Below are 17,810 nucleotides of genomic sequence, written 5' to 3' on the forward strand. Positions count from 1 at the left end.
AAAATAAAATACCCATGGAGACAGTCAAAAACCTGAACAAATGGGCCAATGCACATACCTATTATTCCTTGGATGTGTTCCGCATAGCCCTTGGCATTTTCCTTTTCATAAAAGGAACGGAACTGATGACCAACTATAATGAAATGGCTGAAATGGCCAGACCTTTTGAAGGCCTACCAGGAGGAATGCTCATATTGCACTACATTGCACCTGCCCATTTTGTGGGTGGATTTTTAATAGTGATCGGACTCTTGACCCGTTGGGCCACTATTGCCCAATTACCGATTTTATTTGGGGCCATCCTTACCAATTTTCTGGGTACGATGCATGTTTCCAACTTGGTTTTGGCCATCGTTGCACTTATCATCTGCCTGTTCTTCATTATTTATGGTTCAGGAAAACATTCCGTGGATTATTACCTTAAAATGCAGCAATAACTATAGATTGTCCAACTGATTGCTCTTCTTGTCCGAACTGATGGTCCAAAAGAATCCCACAAAAAAGAAACTGTCGGCCGGAGGGGTAATGGCACGTCTATTATAGACACCATCCATATTTGGGGTATCAGCATATTGGTAGTTACTTACATTATTGAACCCCAACATATTACTAACCGAAAAATACAGGATTTTCTGTTGGTCTATCAAATAGGCCCAATTGAAACTTAGATTGTTGTAAGAACGTGTTTTCTCAGCCATAAATGCAGCGCTATTAGGGTTATTGTATGGCCTTCCCGAACCATAGGAATAGGAAAATCCCACCTGTGACCTCAGTTTATCCACCCAGTACTTCGTTACTACAGATAGATTGTGTTTGGAAGCAAAATTGGGTGTAGCACTTTCCCTGAAATTCGCATAGTTCCTTTCCGTATCCAAATAGGAATAGGAAACCCAATAATCCAAGTGCTCCACACTCTTGTTATCTCTCCAGAACAGGTCCAATCCACTGGCATAGCCGTTGCCAGAATTGGTGTAAAGCGAGTTAAACTCTGGCATATTCGTGTTGTACTTCACAAATTGGCCATAATCTTTGTAATACGCTTCGGCACGGAACGTTTTCCCATTCCCCACATATTGGTAGTTCAAAATATAGTGGGAAGCTTTCTCAAATTGCAAATCACTATCAAACTTCACTATATCGGAATTGGGCCGTTGGTAAAAATCCCCGTAGGCCAACGAAAACTGACCAAACTCACCCGGTTTGTAGGCCAATGCTACACGTGGGGATATGTTGAACTCATCCAAAAGGGTACTCTGTTCTGCCCTAATCCCCAACTTCAAGGCCAGTTTATTGCTCAAGAAAATGTCGGATTCCATAAACCCCGCCCAAAGGTTTTCGTCGTATCCGGCATTAAAGTCGGTTCCTTCAAAATCGGTGTAACCCTGATTGTACTTGGACATAAATACCTCTGCTCCAAAATTAAGGTCAAACCTACTACTGAAGTTTTTTCTTGCCTTTACTTTGATATGCGATGCCGTCTCCCTTGTATCTACTTTATCATTTTCAATACCGATGTCGTTGGTATCCCAAGCGATGCTGGCGCCACTGGTCAAGCTCCAATCATTCTGAAAATAATATTTGTAAGAAGAGTTAAAGTAAAGGTTGTTATTGGTCAGTTGAAAACGAACATAATCAGTATAATTGATATCTTCTTGTTCTATGTCTAAATTGGAATGGTTGAAACCAGTGTAAAGCTTGAACATGCTCTTTTCCCCTTTGCTACGGAACACCGCCTCACCCGAAAAAGATTCATACGGACTTTTCCATTTAACACCGTTCGTGGATGGCAACAAGGCTTCGTAGGGGGCCAGATTGATGTAGGCAGTGTTCAAACTCAGGGATTGGTCTCCCCAGATTTCAGTATGGCCCAAACCAGCGCCAACCGACATAATCGAGATGTCTGTTTTTTCTTGGTCTGGAACATCAGAGGTATTCAATAATAATACACTGGAAAGCGCCTGTCCATACTCCGCGGAATATCCCCCTGTACTAAAAGTGATGCCTTTAAAAAGAAATGGAGAAAACCTACCACGAGTGGGTGTATTGTTGGCGGTGGCGCTGAAAGGTTGAAATACCCGAAGACCATCAATGAACACCTGGGTCTCGTTGGCAGACCCTCCCCTAACGAACAAACGTCCATCTTCATTTACTGTGGTGGTGCCGGGCAAGGTTTGAAGGGCTGCCACAAAATCTCCGGCCGCCCCTGCCGTGGTTACAATATCCAGTGGTTTTAAAACAGAGACCTTGGAATTGTCCCCAGCTTCAAAAGTACCGGCAGTCAAAGTGACCCCGGACAACGAATTGATGGCTTCCACCAATTGGATCTTCAAATCCTTGAAGTAAGTTACGTCACCGATCTCGTAATGAGGTTCGTAGGACAACATGGAAATCACCAAGGTTTGGGTACCTGTTTCCTCTGTTTCAAAAGTAAATTTACCATCCTTGTCGGTAGAGGCTCCATCATAAGTGCCCTCCAAATATACATTGGCACCCTCAATGGGGACTTTCTTGTTATCGGTAACGGTTCCCGATACAATGGTCTGGGCCGATAGGAATCCTAGTGGTAAAAAAAGTACGAATGCGATAATACTATTTTTCATGACTGTTCATTTGATTGTTGCCACAAAATTGACCAGACCCAATTTGCCGCACCAATAGGAAATACCCAACTGTTGATTTTTTGTGATGAATTGGAACGCCAATTTTCCCATTACAGTTCAGACCCTAAAATTGACAATTCGGTAGATTGTAATTTTTAAAGAAGAGGTTGCATGCGAGATTTGTGGCAACAAAAACATCAAAAACAAACCCTATGAAAACTGTAACACTAGCATTGAGTTTTTTATTCGTAAGCCTTGTTGCCATGGCCCAGGAAAGTACCGGCACCAAGATTACCGTGACCATCGATAACATTTCCAACAACGAAGGAAAGGTATTGGCCGGCCTTCATACCGAGGATACTTTCATGAAAGGACCCGGTGTGCAAAACCAAGAAAGCAAAATTGAGAATGGGAAAGTGGTACTCACTTTTACCAACGTAGCCCCTGGCACCTATGCTATTTTGGCCCTTCACGATGCCAATGAAAACAATCGAATGGATTACGAGGCCAACGGGATGCCCAAGGAAAGTTATGGCATGTCCGGAAATGATATGTCTTACGGTCCACCGAGTTTTACCACCTCCAAGTTTGAAGTAGGGAATGAAGATTTAGAACTCTCCATTCGCTTTTAGCTATACAATACATCATCAATCAACAACGTCAAGCCTGCCATGTGCAGGCTTTTTTTGGTCGATACCCTTAGAAACAGTACATTTAATTTACTGTATATCAACCTAAAACCAAACCTATCAGGCCCATTGCGTTCATATTGTTCTTTGTGGTGTTGACAACGAGCACCCTGATGGGCCAGACCATCTTAATCGATTCCCTTGAGACGATTTATAAAAATGCCCCGAACGATAGTATGCGTATTCGCGTCCTAAAGGACATTTCTTGGGAGTACATCAATGGAAGGAACAATCCTGAACTGGCAAAAAAATATATCGACAGCTTCCTCACTATCAGTAAAAAGGCCAATATTCCTTGGGGGGAATCGGTTGCCAACTACCAATATGCCGTATTGGACCGTCATGCGGGAAATTATGGTAATGCCCTCACCCATATTGACGGATACCTCAACTTTGAAGGGACCAAAAAAGACCCGTTTGCCATTGCCAACGGACTGTACCAAAAGGCAAACATCCTGGATAATTTGGGTGACTATGATCAAAGTCTCAAAATCTATTATGACATCCTGAAGATCTATGAAGACCACAACGACGAGTTCAGTATTGCCACTACCCTTAACGCCATTGGGGAGATACTAAAAATCACGGGCAAAATGTCCCAGGCCATGGACAACTACCAAAGGGCATTGGACATATATACCTCTTTGGACGACCAAGCTGAAATGGCGAACTGTCTCTTCAATATTGGGGATACCTATTTGGAGCAAAAGGAATACGACAACGCCCTTGATTATTTTAAAAAGGCACTGGAATTGGACAAAGCCACCGATAGTGATTGGGGCAGGGCCTTTGATCTTGAGGCCATTGGAAAGGTCTACGGGCTTCAAAATAGGTATGCCCAAGCGCTCGATTATCATAAAAGGGCCTTGCAACTCCGTGAAAAATTGGGCCAGCGACTGGAGCTTTCCATGAGTTATTACCAAATTGGGCGCATTTATTACGAGATGAAGGAATTTGGGCAGGCTGAACTGAACATTCAAAAAGCCATCGAAATAGGCGAGGACATCAAAGCACGGGCAGAACTTCATGGATATTACGATCTACTTTCGCAGATCTTTGAAAAAAAGGGCAAGTTCGAGGAGGCCTTGGTGTTCAAAAACAAATCCGTTGGTCTGAAGGACAGTATTTTCAACGAAGCAAAATCCAAACAGATAGAAGAACTCCAAGTCCGCTTCGATACGGAAAAAAAGCAAGACGCCATCACCACGCTCGAAAAAGATGCGGAAATCAACAATTTAAGGCTCAAACAGCAAAAAACGCTTCGTAATGTGGTCATCGGTTTGGCCTTGGGTTCTCTTCTGTTGCTCTATTTTGCCTTTAATCGGTACAAACAACGGCAACGTACACAACAGGCCGAAGAAGAGAAGAAAAGGGCCATTTTGGAAGAGCGTAATCGCACAGAAATAGAAAGACAGCGTGTTGCTGAACTTCAAAAAATTGATGCACTAAAAGACGAGTTTTTGGCCAATACTTCCCATGAACTGCGGACTCCTTTGGTCGGCATCATCGGACTCTCCGAATCCTTAAAAGATGGTGTGGCCGGACCCTTGCCACAAGCTGCCGTGGAAAATCTTGACATGATCGTCAACAGCGGTAAACGCCTGTCCCATTTGGTGAACGATATCCTCGATTTTTCAAAACTGAAAAACCAAGATTTGGCGCTGTCCCTTTCCCCAGTGGATGTATATGCCGTTTCAACCATTGTGGTTCGTCTTTCCCAGCCCATGGTCAAGGATAAAAAATTGAAACTTATCAATTCTATTCCCAAGGATGCTCCTTTGGTGGAGGCCGATGAGAACCGACTGCAACAGATTATGTACAACCTTATCGGGAACGCTATCAAGTTTACCGAAAAAGGGTACATCTCCCTTTTTGCAGAAAAGAAGGACGGCATGCTTTCCATTTCCATTTCGGATACGGGCATTGGTATTCCACAGGAGAAATTGGAGACCATCTTCAATTCGTTCGAACAGGCGGATGGATCCACCCAACGACAATATGGTGGTACTGGCTTGGGGCTTTCTGTGACCAAGCAACTGGTGGAGCTTCATGGGGGGACCATTCATGCAGAATCCGAAAAGGGAAAAGGGGCTATTTTCACCTTTACCCTACCCTTGAGTACCGCAAAACGATCCAAAGTAAAATCAGTGGAACCTCAACCTGATCTTATCCAACCCGTGAAGGTTTATAATGAAGAGTTACAAACAGATGGTGCTCCAATACTGCGTTCGGGTGGCATTAAAATTTTAATTGTTGACGATGAACCTGTCAATCGGCGCGTCTTGGAAAACCACTTGACCGTGGCCGGTTATGATGTTCTTGAAGCGAATTCGGGCAAGGAAGCGTTGAACCTATTGGAACGAGAGGAACACATCAGCCTTGTACTTTTGGATATTATGATGCCGGGCATATCGGGCTACGAGGTTTGCGAAACCGTTCGGGAACGATATTCCGCAAGTGAACTCCCCATCATTTTGCTGACCGCCAAAAATACGGTCACCGACCTGGTCAGTGGTTTCAATTCCGGGGCCAATGATTACTTGACCAAACCTTTCTCCAAAGGAGAACTGTTGAGCCGCATCAAAATACACATCAACCTGAACACCATCCACCGGGCCACTTCCAAGTTCGTTCCTTCCGAATTTGTACAGTCCATCGGCAAGGAATCCATCACCGAGGTCCGATTGGGAGATTACACGGAAAAGGATGTGACCGTGTTGTTTTCCGACATTCGGGATTATACCACCCTTTCCGAGGGCATGACCCCGGAGCAGAATTTCAAGTTTGTGAATGCTTATGTAGGGCGAATGGGTCCTATCATCAAGGAAAACAAAGGATTTGTAAACCAATACATGGGTGACGGAATTATGGCTCTCTTTCCGAAAACCCCTGAAAATGCGCTGGATGCGGCCATAGAAATGCAACGCACCCTATCCCTCTACAACAAAAGGCGTGTAGAGGAAAAAGGATACAAACCTTTATCCGTGGGCATTGGTTTGCATACCGGTCCTTTGGTAATGGGCATCATTGGGGATTCCAAACGGAACGATCCCGCCGTGATTTCCGATACTGTGAACAGTGCAGCCCGGGTAGAAGGCATGACCAAACATTTCGGGGCACACATTATCATCAGTGGCGACTCCATGAACCTTATGGCCAATCCTGACGATTTCAATTTCAGGTATTTGGGCAAGGTACGGGTGAAGGGCAAGCAAAAATCCATCGAAATTTACGAGTGTATCGATGGGGACAATATCGACAGCATTTCCTTAAAACTGGAAACCAAAAAACACTACGATGAAGGCATTGAACACTTTTTCAACAGTAAGTTCAACGAAGCTTCCACCGCCTTTGAATGGGTTCTGTACAAAAACCCAGGTGACACCGTGGCCCAATATTTCAACGAAAAAGCCAAAAGATATGCTGTGATAGGTACTCCTGAGGATTGGACATCCGGCACGGTCATGCACGAAAAATAGACGCTAGATCATTCCAAAGGTTTTCTCTAAAGTCGAAGGAATTTCATTTGCCATCGCCTGATATTTGGCAAAACGACGTTCCACTTGTTTCTGTGCCCTATCCATCCAAATGGAATTCGGCTCCAATTCCCTGTCAAACATATTTTTGAATCGGCCTTCCATCAAAAGATAATCTGTTACTGGTATACTGGGCATATCCGAATCCAATTGTAAACTGGGCAATCCTTCAAGAATTCTATGGGGATCGTTTCGATACAACAACCATTGCCCCGAAACCACTGCTGCTTTGTGGTATTGGCTCGGGAATTGGGTATCGATGCCATGCGAAGCACTATGGCAGTATGCAATGATTATGGAAGGGCCATCATGGGTTTCGGCCTCCAAAAAAGCTTGAAGCGTTTGCTGTTGGTTGGCTCCAATGGCCACGGAAGCCACATAAACATCCTCATAGTTCATGGCCAAAAGTCCCAAATCCTTTTTGTGCTTTGTTTTCCCTTTGTAGGCAAACTTTGCAGAAGCCCCAAATGGGGTTGCTTTCGACATTTGTCCGCCTGTATTGGCATACACCTCGTTGTCCAAAACCAGAATATTGACGTTTTTTCCGGATGCCAAAACGTGATCCAGACCACCATAACCAATATCGTAAGCCCAACCATCACCCCCAATGATCCACACACTTTTCTTCACCAAACTATCGGCAATGTTCATGAGTTGAGCGGCATTTGGGTCATTAAACAACAACAATTCTGCCTTAAGTTGCTCTACCCTATCCCGCTGTTGATTGATCTCCAACTCCGTAACTTGGGAAGCATTCAAGATTGCGGAAGCCAATCCTTTGGATAAGTTAGGTAAAAGTTGCTTTAGCAACGTTTTTGCCTGTTCGGTTTGTTGATCCAACGACAATCGGTATCCCAAACCAAATTCGGCATTGTCCTCAAACAGGGAATTGGACCAGGCAGGGCCTCTTCCCTCTTGATTTTTGGACCAAGGGGTTGTGGACAGGGCACCTCCAAAAATGGAGCTCGCACCTGTTGCATTGGCCACCATCATCCGATCTCCGAACAATTGCGATACCAATTTCAAATAGGGCGCCTCCCCACATCCATCTTCACCCATAGGATATTTGAACAGCGGTTCCTGCAACTGCTGTTGACTTATTTTGAAAACATCCAATCGATTGCGGTCGATCTCCGGAAGCGTTTCCATAAACGCCCAATTGTCCCTAGTTTCATGGGTTCTTTCCTCACTTTTTTCCATAACCAAGGCCTTGGCTGGACAGGCATCCACACAATTTTGGCACCCGGTACACTGATCGGGGTTCACCTGTATGGTGTAGCTCATCAAATCGAAACCTTCCTCTTGAAAGGGTACAAAGTCAAACGAATCCGGTATGACCAGGCCTTCCGATTCGAAGGCTTTGATCCGCAATGCCCCTGACGGACAAGCCATACTGCAGGCACCGCATTGGGTGCACAAATCGGTATCCCACACTGGTAAAGCTTCAGCTATGTTTCTCCTATTGTATTCAGAAGTCCCTGTTTCATAGGTGCCATCAACCGGGAACACACTTACCGGAAGTTCATTGCCTTTTCCGGATAACTGACCTTCCAATAAAGTTAAAGGCATGTTTTCAAGAGTATCCTTCTCCTCAATGGTTTTGGAAACATCCACCATACGCAAAGCATCAGAGGTAAATTCCTGTTGCAAGAGACCCAAATATGCCGCATGCAACGGCGATACTTCCTTATGGGTCGAAAAATGCTTCGAATCCATGACATAAAGTTTAATATTCTTCTTTTGCATACCTGTCTTGACCGAATTGGAAAGGGAAGACCAAAACACTTCTGGCGTCACTTCAGACAGAATAATCAAGGTGCCACCCGTCTTGATGCGATCCAAAATATCATCATTGTTGACAAATTTGGAATCTTCGCATAAGACAACATCCGCATTGGCTATCAAATAAGGTGCTTTAATGTTCTCCATCGAATACCTCAAATGGGAAACATGACGGGAATCCGATTTTTTATAATCGATTTCCATATATCCCTGAACCTGTACATCCAGATACTGGGAGATGAACTTGGTGAATTGGGTAAATTGATCCTGCGTTTTGGAGGCCTTGGTTTCATAAAAAAGTACTTGCTCGTGCACCAAAGGCAAATTAAAAGGCTCCACCATTAAGCTACTTTGGGTAACATCGTCCGAAATACCAACGGTAAAGTTATTTTTAGGTTTTACTTGTTTCATATTGACGACCACAGCTTTCACCATGGCAGGTGTAAATTCCTTGGAACCCAAACCATATCTACCGCCCAATACTTTGGGGGTTTGTTGAAACCTATCCGATTGCATTACTGTATTGGACACATCCAGATACAGCGGTTCACCCATAGAACCAGGTTCTTTGGTCCGGTCTAAAACGGTGATGGTCTTGCAGGTTCTTGGTAAACTTTCCAATAATAATTCCACCCCAAAAGGTCGGAACAATCGAACTTTTAACAATCCGATTTTTTCCCCGTGGGCATTCAAATAGTCTATGGTTTCCTCAATCGTCTCCGTAGAGGATGCCATCGAAATCAAAACCTGCTCGGCATTGGGGTCGCCAACATATTCGAACACTTGGTATTGCCTTCCCGTTAGTTGGGCAAACCGATCCATGCAATTTTGAACGATTCCAGGACAAGCTTGATAATGGCCATTTACGGCTTCCCGACCTTGAAAAAAAACATCGGGACCTTGTGTGGTTCCTCTCAAAACCGGTTGGTTGGGGTTTAAAGCTCTTTCCCGATGGGCATCCACAAATTTGGAATCGATCATGGCTTGGATCACAGCATCATCGACCAATTCTATTTTAGAAATTTGATGGGACGTGCGGAATCCGTCAAAAAAATGCACAAAAGGAATTCTGGATTCCAAACTGGCGGCTTGGGCAATCAAGGCAAAATCCATGGCCTCCTGTACCGATGCCGATCCCAAAAAGGCATACCCTGTACCTCTAACTGCCATAATATCGCTATGGTCCCCGAAAATGGAGAGTGCATGCGTTGCAACCGACCTAGTGGCCACATGGATCACATTGGGGGTGAGTTCGGCAGCAATTTTGAACATATTGGGCATCATCAACAATAGACCTTGTGATGAAGTAAAGGTGCTGGTCAACGATCCGGTCTGCAAGGCTCCGTGCATGGCCCCTGCAACACCAGCCTCACTTTGCATTTCAAAAGCGGAAGGAACGTTGCCAAAAATATTTTTATGTTGAAGGGCACTCCATTCCTCAATCAGTTCCGACATATCGGAAGAAGGGGTGATGGGATAGATCGGAAAAACCTCATTGGTACGATAGGCCACATGGGCTACCGCCTGATTGGCATTTACGATGATGTGCTCCTTGTTTTTCATTTTGATTATGGATGGGTCAGTGAGATTTTTTGTGATGGAATGAATAAGCCACCCTTTTACAGGGCGGCTTATTTCAGTAAAGGATTACTTTTCGAACTCGATGGTTACAGGAGTTGGATTGGTGATCATGTCGAACACAGGAGAGAATTGTGACAAAGCTCTCAATTGCTCTTCGGAAGCGTCAGATTTCACTTTGAATTTTACAGTGATACCATTGTACCCTTTTCTTACCTCAGGATCAAGGCCCAAGAAACCGTGAAGGTCTACATCTCCTTTCAAAGTACTTTCAACACCTTCGATCTCGATTCCGTTGGCGGCAGCATGGTAAGCCATGGCACCGGTCAAACAGGAACCCAAAGCGTGCAATACGATCTCGGCAGGGTTTGGAGCTTGGTCTTTACCCAAAAGAACTTCTACGTGGTCGGCCTCCATAGTGAAGGAATCCTTACGTACAGGGTGCTCTTGACCCACTCCGTAATAATCTTGGATACTGGTCACACAATGACCCCCTTCGATCCAATTGTTTTTGGCCCTGAACTCGAACTTGGCCAATGAAGGATCTTCTTGTACGTGGTTGATGGTTTCTACCAACTGATCTACGTTTACTCCGTTTTTAATGTTTGCTGTTGTAATCATGTTTTTAGGTTTTTAAGATTAATTGATTAACATTTGCCAGAGTAGTTGCATTTGTCGTGCCAAAAAATATAATAACCTGATTATCAATTACTTAAAATGAATTTTACATTATAAACCAGTAACGCAATTTCGTTAAATAATGATTTTTCGTAAATAAAAAACGATATTTCGTAAATCTATACGGGTCTGGTGAGGCCAAAGGCCTTAATTTTGGATGCCAAGGTAGTCGATGGCAATCCTAAAAGTGCCGCAGCGCCATCGGAACCGGAAACTTTCCACTTGGTCCGCTTCAAGGCTTTTAAAATATTGTCCTTTTCCAGTTGTAGCATCTCTTTTGAGGTGAGAATATGACCATTATGGATTGGTGTATTTGTCTTTTCCGCATGATGGGAAGTTGGCAGAATGTTGGACCAATCAATTTCCCCACCCTTGGATACTATTACGGCCCGTTCCACCAGATTTTGTAGTTCCCGAACATTCCCTGGCCAGTTGTATTCCAACAACTGTTTCCTTTGGGCACTGTTCAATTTTTTTATGGGAATACTCAGAGACTTGGAGAAATGCTCGATCATTTTATCGGCTATCAAACAGACGTCGTTACCACGATCCCGCAAAGGAGGTACTTCAATGGGAAATACGTTCAACCTATAAAAAAGGTCTTCCCTGAACTTTCCTTCTTTGGAAAGGGCCAATAGGTCCCTATGTGTGGCCGCCACAATACGCACGTCTACCTTTTGTGTTTTGGAACTCCCTACGGCATCGAACTCCCCTTCTTGAATTACCCGAAGCAGTTTGGGCTGCAACTCCAACGGAAGCTCCCCGATCTCATCCAAAAATATGGTGCCCTTGTCTGCCAACAGGAATCGCCCTTTTCTGCTATTGGTGGCCCCAGTAAATGCTCCTTTTTCGTGGCCGAACAGTTCGCTTTCTATCAGGTTGGCAGGTATGGCCCCGCAATTAATGCGGACCATGGGCCCGTTGGCCCGGTTGCTATTGTTGTGGATGGCCCTCGCCACCAATTCCTTACCGGTACCAGTTTCACCGTGAATCAAAACTGTGGCCTGTGTAGGCGCCACTTGATCGATAAGCCCCAAAAGGTTCAACATGGAAGCATGTTGCGCAATGATTCCGTGATCTTGTTTCAATTCCTTGAGCTCTTCCTGTAGGTATTCGGTTTGCTTGGTCAGGGTCGATATTTTGCGTTCCGCCTGAATTCGATCATCGATACTTCGCAAAATCAAGGTATAATAGGTTTCGTCTTCATTCCCATAGCTACTGATGGTGCCTTCATTTGTCGAGATCCCTTCATTGGACCCGATCACTTTGATGGTGTTGGGGAGATGGGTGTTCATGCCTTTGGAACTGGCCGAATGGTCGCCTATCAATTTTTCCAATAAACTGGCACTTTCCTCATCCAAAAAATAGAGGATATTACGAAGTTCCACATCATCATTCTCCAAAATAGCCTTTGCAGAGTCGTTGGCCAAAACGATCCTAAAGTCACCATCAAACATGATAATGGCATCCATGGCGTATTGTATCAGTCCCGATAACTGGGAGTGGGCCAGTTCCATCTGTTTTTTGGAAGCGGACAATCGTTCTTGGGCAACATCCAGTTCCCGGTGCCTTTTGATGAGGACGGACAGAATCCCTTGAACGAACCCCTTATCGGAATCTATCAATCTTAAAAAGTGGGCGGCTTCAATTTTTAACAGTGTAGTTTCCTCCAAAGCCGTCACGGAAACCGATCTAGGCTTTTTATCGATCAAGGCATATTCTCCAAAAAATTCACCTTTTGAGAGAGAGCCATAATCGTGTTCCTTATCGTGCACCTTCACCTTGCCCTTTAAGATCAGGTACATCCCATCGCCTACCTCCCCTTTTTGGATAATGCGATGGTTTTTAAGGAACAGTTCCTCCTTGGACTCCTTGCACAATTCCAACAGGGAAATCTTTTCCACTTCGGAAAAAAGAGGGACTTCCTTTAGGAAATCAACCATGGCCATAAGTTGGGCTGATGTCATTTTGAGCCTTTACTAAATCTGAATACCAAATAAATATAATTATTTGTGATATAACCCGACCAAGTATTTGAGATAACCAAGTCGATAAGCATAGATTATCCTGATGGTTTTTTATACTTTTATATCTCAAATTTATCATTAGGATGACCATTACCCAACTTCAATACGTGCTCGCCGTTGCCGAACACAAAAACTTCACCCTTGCCGCCGAAAAGAGTTTTGTTACCCAACCTACCTTGAGCATGCAGGTACAAAAACTGGAAGACGAACTGGGTGTGCTCATTTTTGATAGGAGTAAAAAACCCATTTCCATTACCGAAGTAGGGAAGAAAATCGTGGATCAGGCCAAAAATATCGTCGCTGAAGCGGAACGCATCAAGGATATCGTTGATCAAGACAAGGGATTTATCGGGGGCGACTATACTTTGGGCATCATCCCCACGGTAATGCCCACTTTATTACCCATGTTCCTGAACACCTTTGTCAAAAAGTATCCCAAGGTGAACCTGATCATTAAAGAGCAGTCGACAGAAAACTTGATCAAGAACATCTTGGACGGCCATTTGGATGCCGGAATTGCCGCTACCCCCTTGGAAATCGAGTTCATCAAAGAAAGACCATTGTATTATGAACCTTTTGTAGGTTATGTCCCAAAAAGTCATCGTTTGGCCTCGGAAACCCAATTGACCACAGATCATTTGGATGTCAATGATATTTTACTACTTCAGGATGGGCATTGCTTTAGGGATGGGGTCATCAACCTCTGCAAGGCTTCTAAAAACATGAACGGGGAGCAGTTTAAAATCGAGAGTGGGAGTTTTGAGACTTTGGTGAGCTTGGCCGATGAGGGCATGGGCATGACCCTCCTTCCCTATTTGAATACCTTACACCTGGAATCCCAAAAGAAGGAAAACCTGAAACCTTTTAAAAGTCCGTCACCAGCTCGGGAAATCAGTTTGATCTATCACAAAAGCGAACTGAAAATCCAGATTACCGAGGCACTCAGGGATGTGATTTCCAGCATTGTTCGTGGAGCAATAGCTTTTCAGGACGTGAAGATCATCAGCCCCTTGGCCAAAAATTAAAAGAGCCGCTTTTCAGCGGCTCCAGTTTTATGCTCTTAACAATACTAATGTCGGTTGTAACTCTGGTTTGTCCACAATATAAAATTGCAACCAGATTTTAAGTTCTTCAATTTCACTTGGTAATAACCTTGAAATAGCTTTCTTCAATTCCTTGGAGAAGAGTCTAACATCAAAACTGACCTTCTGCAGGATGGTTTTGGTGTAATCTAACATAGCTCTTGGCATAGAAATTTGATTAGATTGAATAATTGGTTGTTGAACTAAATTAGGTAAAAACCCAATTACATAACTTAAAACCCAGTTAAAAATTGAATAACTTCGTGTTAAATTCGATAAATGGCTAAAATGGGCTTTTTTTATTGCAGATTTTTCAAATATCTGATAATCAATTTATTCATTTCATTAATTCTGCTCACAAGTTGTTCCCCTGCCCGTCGTATAGCCAAAACCAACCTTAAAAACACGGCATTCCAGAACTCATTCCACGGATTGGTGGTCATGGATGCCAAGACACAAAAAGAGCTTATCAATGTAAACGGGGATAAGTACTTTACTCCAGCTAGCAATACTAAGATCATCACTTTTTATACAGGGGTCAAGCTGCTTCCAAAGTACATTCCAACCCTCACCTATAGTATTTCGAACGATACGGTTTTTGTGAAAGGAACGGGAGATCCTTCTTGGTTGCACCCACATTTGCACGATAGCACAGCGGTTACATGGCTCAAAAACCAAGAAACCATCGCCCTGTATACCAAAAACACAGAGGACCTTCGATACGGTCCGGGATGGGCATGGGAAGATTTTGATACCTATTTTTCACCGGAGAGAACGCCCATGCCACTCTATGGCAATGTGGTTACCATTTCCAATACCGATTCATTGGGCCTGAATGTTTCTCCCATTTCGTTTCTTGAGGATACTGAAATCAGGGAGCATCCTTTTAAACGAGACGAGTTTGCCAACCACTTTTACATTGACCCTACGGAGCAAGATACTTTGGAGGTTCCTTATGTGACCAGTGATAGTCTTACCCAACAGCTTTTGGAATCGGTATTGGACAAGAAAATCAGTGTGGTAGATCACTTTCCTGAAGAACCGGGACAAACGCTTTTTGGCATGGAAACAGATTCCATCTACAAGCAAATGCTCTTCAAAAGCGACAACTTTTTGGCCGAACAATTGTTGATGACCGCCTCTTCCATGATTTCTGATACTTTGGGCACTAAACGAGCCATTGATTATATGCTGGAGCACGACCTTAATGATTTGGAACAACAACCCAGATGGGTAGATGGTTCAGGACTTTCCCGCTACAATCTGTTCACGCCCAAATCCTTTGTTCAAATCCTACATAAACTTTACAAGGAAGTTCCTGAAGAACGATTGTTTGCCTTATTCCCTATGTGGGGACCTGACAGTACGGTAAAGGAGTGGGAAGACCCTAGTACGGAACCTTTTTTATTCGCAAAATCAGGGTCAGTGGGGAATAATTATAATTTAAGTGGATTCATTAGGACCAAATCTGGCAAATTGCTCATTTTCAGCTTCATGAATAATCATTTTAAGGTACCATCCATCGAAATACGAAAAACCATGTATGCCACCCTGAAGGAATTGTACGAGCGTTATTGATTCAAAAATCCCTGCAACTGCGCGTATTGTAGCAGCATAATGGTCTTTGCATCCCGGATTTCCCCTGTTTTCATCATTTCAAGTGCTTTGGGAAACGATAATTCCAACACTTCAATGTTTTCCGTCTCGTCATCGGCACCGCCCCCGTCACTGATTTTCATGGATTCTTCATATTGGCCAATGAAAAAATAGAGGATCTCGGTCACAGATCCAGGCGACATATAGGCCTCGAACACTTTTTGTACTTTTTCAATTTTATACCCTGTCTCCTCTTCCACTTCCATTTTAATGGTCTCTTCCGCATTGCCTTTTTCCAATAATCCTGCGCAGGCTTCCACCATCATACCGTCTTCATTTCCGTTCAGGAAAGTAGGCATACGAAATTGCCGGGTAAGCACTACCGAATTCTTTTGGGTGTTATATAGTAAAATGACCGCACCATTCCCTCGATCGTAAGCTTCCCGAACCTGCCTTTCCCATACCCCATCATCCCGCAAGTATTCAAATGAAACTTTTTCAAGGGTATACCAATTGTCCGAGAGCAACTCCCGCTGCATATTTCTAATCCTATTGTTTTCCAAAGCCTTTATTTTAGAAGTTAAAGGTAACGGATTTCTTCACAAACCTAGTGTTGGAACAAGATTCACGAATCCCTTTGTTTATTGTATCTTTCGGATTCAAACCCAGCAAAACCAACCCACATGCGTAAGTTAGCGCCCTTCCTGTTTTTTTTGACCCTATTATTCAGTTGTAAACAGGAAACCGAAAAAAAATTACCCCGAATCGCCATTGCGGGTTTAGGTATCGAATCCAGTACGTTTTCCCCCGCATTGACCCATGAAGAGGCGTTCCACGCCAAAATTGGGGATTCCATTTTCGCACGCTACCCATTTATGGCGATGGATTCCACCTTGAGAAAACGCGCTGACTGGGTCCCTACATTAGTAGGAAAATCATTGCCTGGCGGTACGGTAACCCGTGAAGCCTACGAATCGTTGGTGGCGCAAACACTTCAACTATTGGAAGAAAACAAACCCTACGATGGACTTTTCTTTGATATTCACGGTGCCATGAGCGTAGTCGGTTTGGATGACCCCGAAGGTGACCTGATCAAAAGAATACGGGATGTGGTGGGCACCGATGTTCTCATTTCCACATCCATGGACCTGCACGGCAATGTTTCCGAAAGACTTGCTGAACATAGCGACCTCATTACTTGCTACCGGATGGCACCCCATGAAGATGCTACCGAATCCAGAAGACGGGCCGTGCAAAATCTCGTGGACCGATTGGAGAATGGCAAGGGGAAACCCCAATATAAGGCTTGGATTCCCGTACCGATATTACTCCCCGGGGAAAAAACCAGTACCCGCGTAGAACCAGGCAAGAGTTTATATGCCCAAGTGCCTGGAGTGGCCAACCAAGAAGGTGTAGTGGATGCCGCCATTTGGATAGGGTACGCTTGGGCCGATGAACCCCGAAACCATGCCGTGGTCATGGTCACGGGAGATGATAAAGAAAAGGTGGTTGCCGGTGCCGAAAAATTGGCCGAGAGTTTCTGGGATGTTCGCAAAGAATTCGAATTTGTGGCTCCAACAAAATCATATGAAGAGGCCTTGAATCTTGCTTTGGCAAGTGATAAAAAACCCTTTATGCTGAGTGATATGGGCGATAATCCTACGGCTGGTGGTGCTGGGGATGTGACCTGGACCTTGACCGAGCTTTTAAAAAGAGATGAATTCCACGAACCAGGGGGTAAATCATTGATTTATGCCTCCATTCCAGGACCAGAATTGGTGGAACAGGCCCTTGAAGTCGGCGTGGGTGGCAAGGTCAGTGCACCAGTAGGAGCCGCAATTGATGACCGATTTGCTCCACCCCTTTTACTGACCGGAGAGGTGACCGCCATAAAACAAGGGGATGTTCATGCAGAAACCGAAGTAGTCGTGAAAGTGGGCAATGCCAGCGTTATCGTCACCAAAAAAAGAAAGCCGTACCACAACGAATCCGATTTTACGGAGCTGAACCTCGACCCAAGAAACACCGATATTGTCGTGGTAAAAATTGGTTATCTGGTACCCGAACTCTATAACATGAGAGGCGATTGGATTATGGCCTTGACCCCTGGCGGTGTGGACCAGGATTTAGAGCGATTGGGACACAAACGCATCATCCGACCCATGTTTCCTTTGGATGCGGATATGGAACACCCCGATCTATCTGCACGCCTATTGCGTGCTTCGGACCAACTGGATTAATG

11 protein-coding genes are annotated in these 17,810 nt (G+C 44.3%); 6 read left to right on the top strand and 5 right to left on the bottom strand.

The window, feature by feature from the left end:
* Positions 1-14 precede the first annotated feature (14 nt).
* Entirely contained in the window at positions 15-437 is a 423-nt protein-coding gene (locus D2V05_RS19105) for a DoxX family protein (RefSeq protein WP_119641169.1), read from the top strand.
* Here the strand turns inward: D2V05_RS19105 and D2V05_RS19110 are convergent, their stop codons facing one another.
* The gene (locus tag D2V05_RS19110) at positions 438-2,600 is read right to left on the bottom strand and encodes a TonB-dependent receptor (protein WP_119649226.1); all 2,163 of its coding nucleotides are present in this window, start codon (positions 2,598-2,600) and stop codon (positions 438-440) included. It lies immediately after the preceding gene.
* A 212-nt stretch (positions 2,601-2,812) separates the two neighbouring features.
* Between D2V05_RS19110 and D2V05_RS19115 the strand changes: the two genes are divergently transcribed.
* Both D2V05_RS19115 and D2V05_RS19120 read left to right on the top strand, forming a co-directional pair.
* Positions 2,813-3,232 carry a DUF2141 domain-containing protein gene (locus D2V05_RS19115; protein WP_119649228.1) on the top strand — a complete coding sequence of 140 codons (420 nt, stop codon included), beginning with the start codon at positions 2,813-2,815 and terminating at the stop codon, positions 3,230-3,232.
* A 170-nt stretch (positions 3,233-3,402) separates the two neighbouring features.
* Positions 3,403-6,768 (top strand): ATP-binding protein, encoded by a 3,366-nt coding sequence (locus tag D2V05_RS19120; protein WP_119649230.1) that lies wholly within the window; start codon positions 3,403-3,405, stop codon positions 6,766-6,768.
* A gap of 3 nt (positions 6,769-6,771) precedes the next feature.
* Here the strand turns inward: D2V05_RS19120 and D2V05_RS19125 are convergent, their stop codons facing one another.
* From D2V05_RS19125 to D2V05_RS19135, 3 genes are all read right to left on the bottom strand, one after another.
* On the bottom strand, positions 6,772-10,170 hold the full coding sequence (locus D2V05_RS19125) for a 4Fe-4S binding protein (protein ID WP_119649232.1): 3,399 nt from the start codon (positions 10,168-10,170) through the stop codon (positions 6,772-6,774).
* Positions 10,171-10,254: 84 nt separating this feature from the next.
* Complete coding sequence (locus tag D2V05_RS19130) at positions 10,255-10,806, bottom strand: OsmC family protein (protein ID WP_183114869.1); 552 nt, start codon at positions 10,804-10,806, stop codon at positions 10,255-10,257.
* Between the two features lie 176 nt (positions 10,807-10,982).
* Positions 10,983-12,830, bottom strand: coding sequence for a sigma 54-interacting transcriptional regulator (locus tag D2V05_RS19135; protein WP_119649234.1), 1,848 nt, complete (start codon positions 12,828-12,830; stop codon positions 10,983-10,985).
* Between the two features lie 143 nt (positions 12,831-12,973).
* Between D2V05_RS19135 and D2V05_RS19140 the strand changes: the two genes are divergently transcribed.
* Both D2V05_RS19140 and D2V05_RS19150 read left to right on the top strand, forming a co-directional pair.
* A complete protein-coding gene (locus D2V05_RS19140) occupies positions 12,974-13,915 on the top strand; it encodes a LysR substrate-binding domain-containing protein (protein ID WP_119641166.1) in 942 nt (313 codons plus the stop codon).
* 345 nt (positions 13,916-14,260) lie between these two features.
* Positions 14,261-15,550, top strand: coding sequence for a D-alanyl-D-alanine carboxypeptidase (locus tag D2V05_RS19150; protein WP_119649235.1), 1,290 nt, complete (start codon positions 14,261-14,263; stop codon positions 15,548-15,550).
* Here D2V05_RS19150 and D2V05_RS19155 read toward each other — a convergent pair.
* On the bottom strand, positions 15,544-16,107 hold the full coding sequence (locus D2V05_RS19155) for an NUDIX domain-containing protein (RefSeq protein ID WP_119649237.1): 564 nt from the start codon (positions 16,105-16,107) through the stop codon (positions 15,544-15,546). The genes D2V05_RS19150 and D2V05_RS19155 overlap by 7 nt on opposite strands.
* 144 nt (positions 16,108-16,251) lie before the next feature.
* Between D2V05_RS19155 and D2V05_RS19160 the strand changes: the two genes are divergently transcribed.
* A complete protein-coding gene (locus tag D2V05_RS19160; RefSeq protein WP_119649425.1) occupies positions 16,252-17,808 on the top strand; it encodes a M81 family metallopeptidase in 1,557 nt (518 codons plus the stop codon).
* Positions 17,809-17,810 lie beyond the last annotated feature (2 nt).

Source organism: Flagellimonas pelagia, from assembly GCF_003584135.1.
In the GTDB taxonomy this organism is placed as follows: domain Bacteria; phylum Bacteroidota; class Bacteroidia; order Flavobacteriales; family Flavobacteriaceae; genus Flagellimonas; species Flagellimonas pelagia.

Bases quoted from the DNA above. Each gene is read 5' to 3' on its own strand.
- D2V05_RS19105 (WP_119641169.1), top strand. From the start codon at position 15: ATGGAGACAGTCAAAAACCTGAACAAATGGGCCAATGCACATACCTAT.
- D2V05_RS19160 (WP_119649425.1), top strand. From the start codon at position 16,252: ATGCGTAAGTTAGCGCCCTTCCTGTTTTTTTTGACCCTATTATTCAGT.
- D2V05_RS19130 (WP_183114869.1), bottom strand. From the start codon at position 10,806: ATGATTACAACAGCAAACATTAAAAACGGAGTAAACGTAGATCAGTTG.
- D2V05_RS19125 (WP_119649232.1), bottom strand. From the start codon at position 10,170: ATGAAAAACAAGGAGCACATCATCGTAAATGCCAATCAGGCGGTAGCC.
- D2V05_RS19155 (WP_119649237.1), bottom strand. From the start codon at position 16,107: ATGCAGCGGGAGTTGCTCTCGGACAATTGGTATACCCTTGAAAAAGTT.
- D2V05_RS19110 (WP_119649226.1), bottom strand. From the start codon at position 2,600: ATGAAAAATAGTATTATCGCATTCGTACTTTTTTTACCACTAGGATTC.
- D2V05_RS19135 (WP_119649234.1), bottom strand. From the start codon at position 12,830: ATGACATCAGCCCAACTTATGGCCATGGTTGATTTCCTAAAGGAAGTC.
- D2V05_RS19120 (WP_119649230.1), top strand. From the start codon at position 3,403: ATGGGCCAGACCATCTTAATCGATTCCCTTGAGACGATTTATAAAAAT.
- D2V05_RS19150 (WP_119649235.1), top strand. From the start codon at position 14,261: ATGGGCTTTTTTTATTGCAGATTTTTCAAATATCTGATAATCAATTTA.
- D2V05_RS19115 (WP_119649228.1), top strand. From the start codon at position 2,813: ATGAAAACTGTAACACTAGCATTGAGTTTTTTATTCGTAAGCCTTGTT.
- D2V05_RS19140 (WP_119641166.1), top strand. From the start codon at position 12,974: ATGACCATTACCCAACTTCAATACGTGCTCGCCGTTGCCGAACACAAA.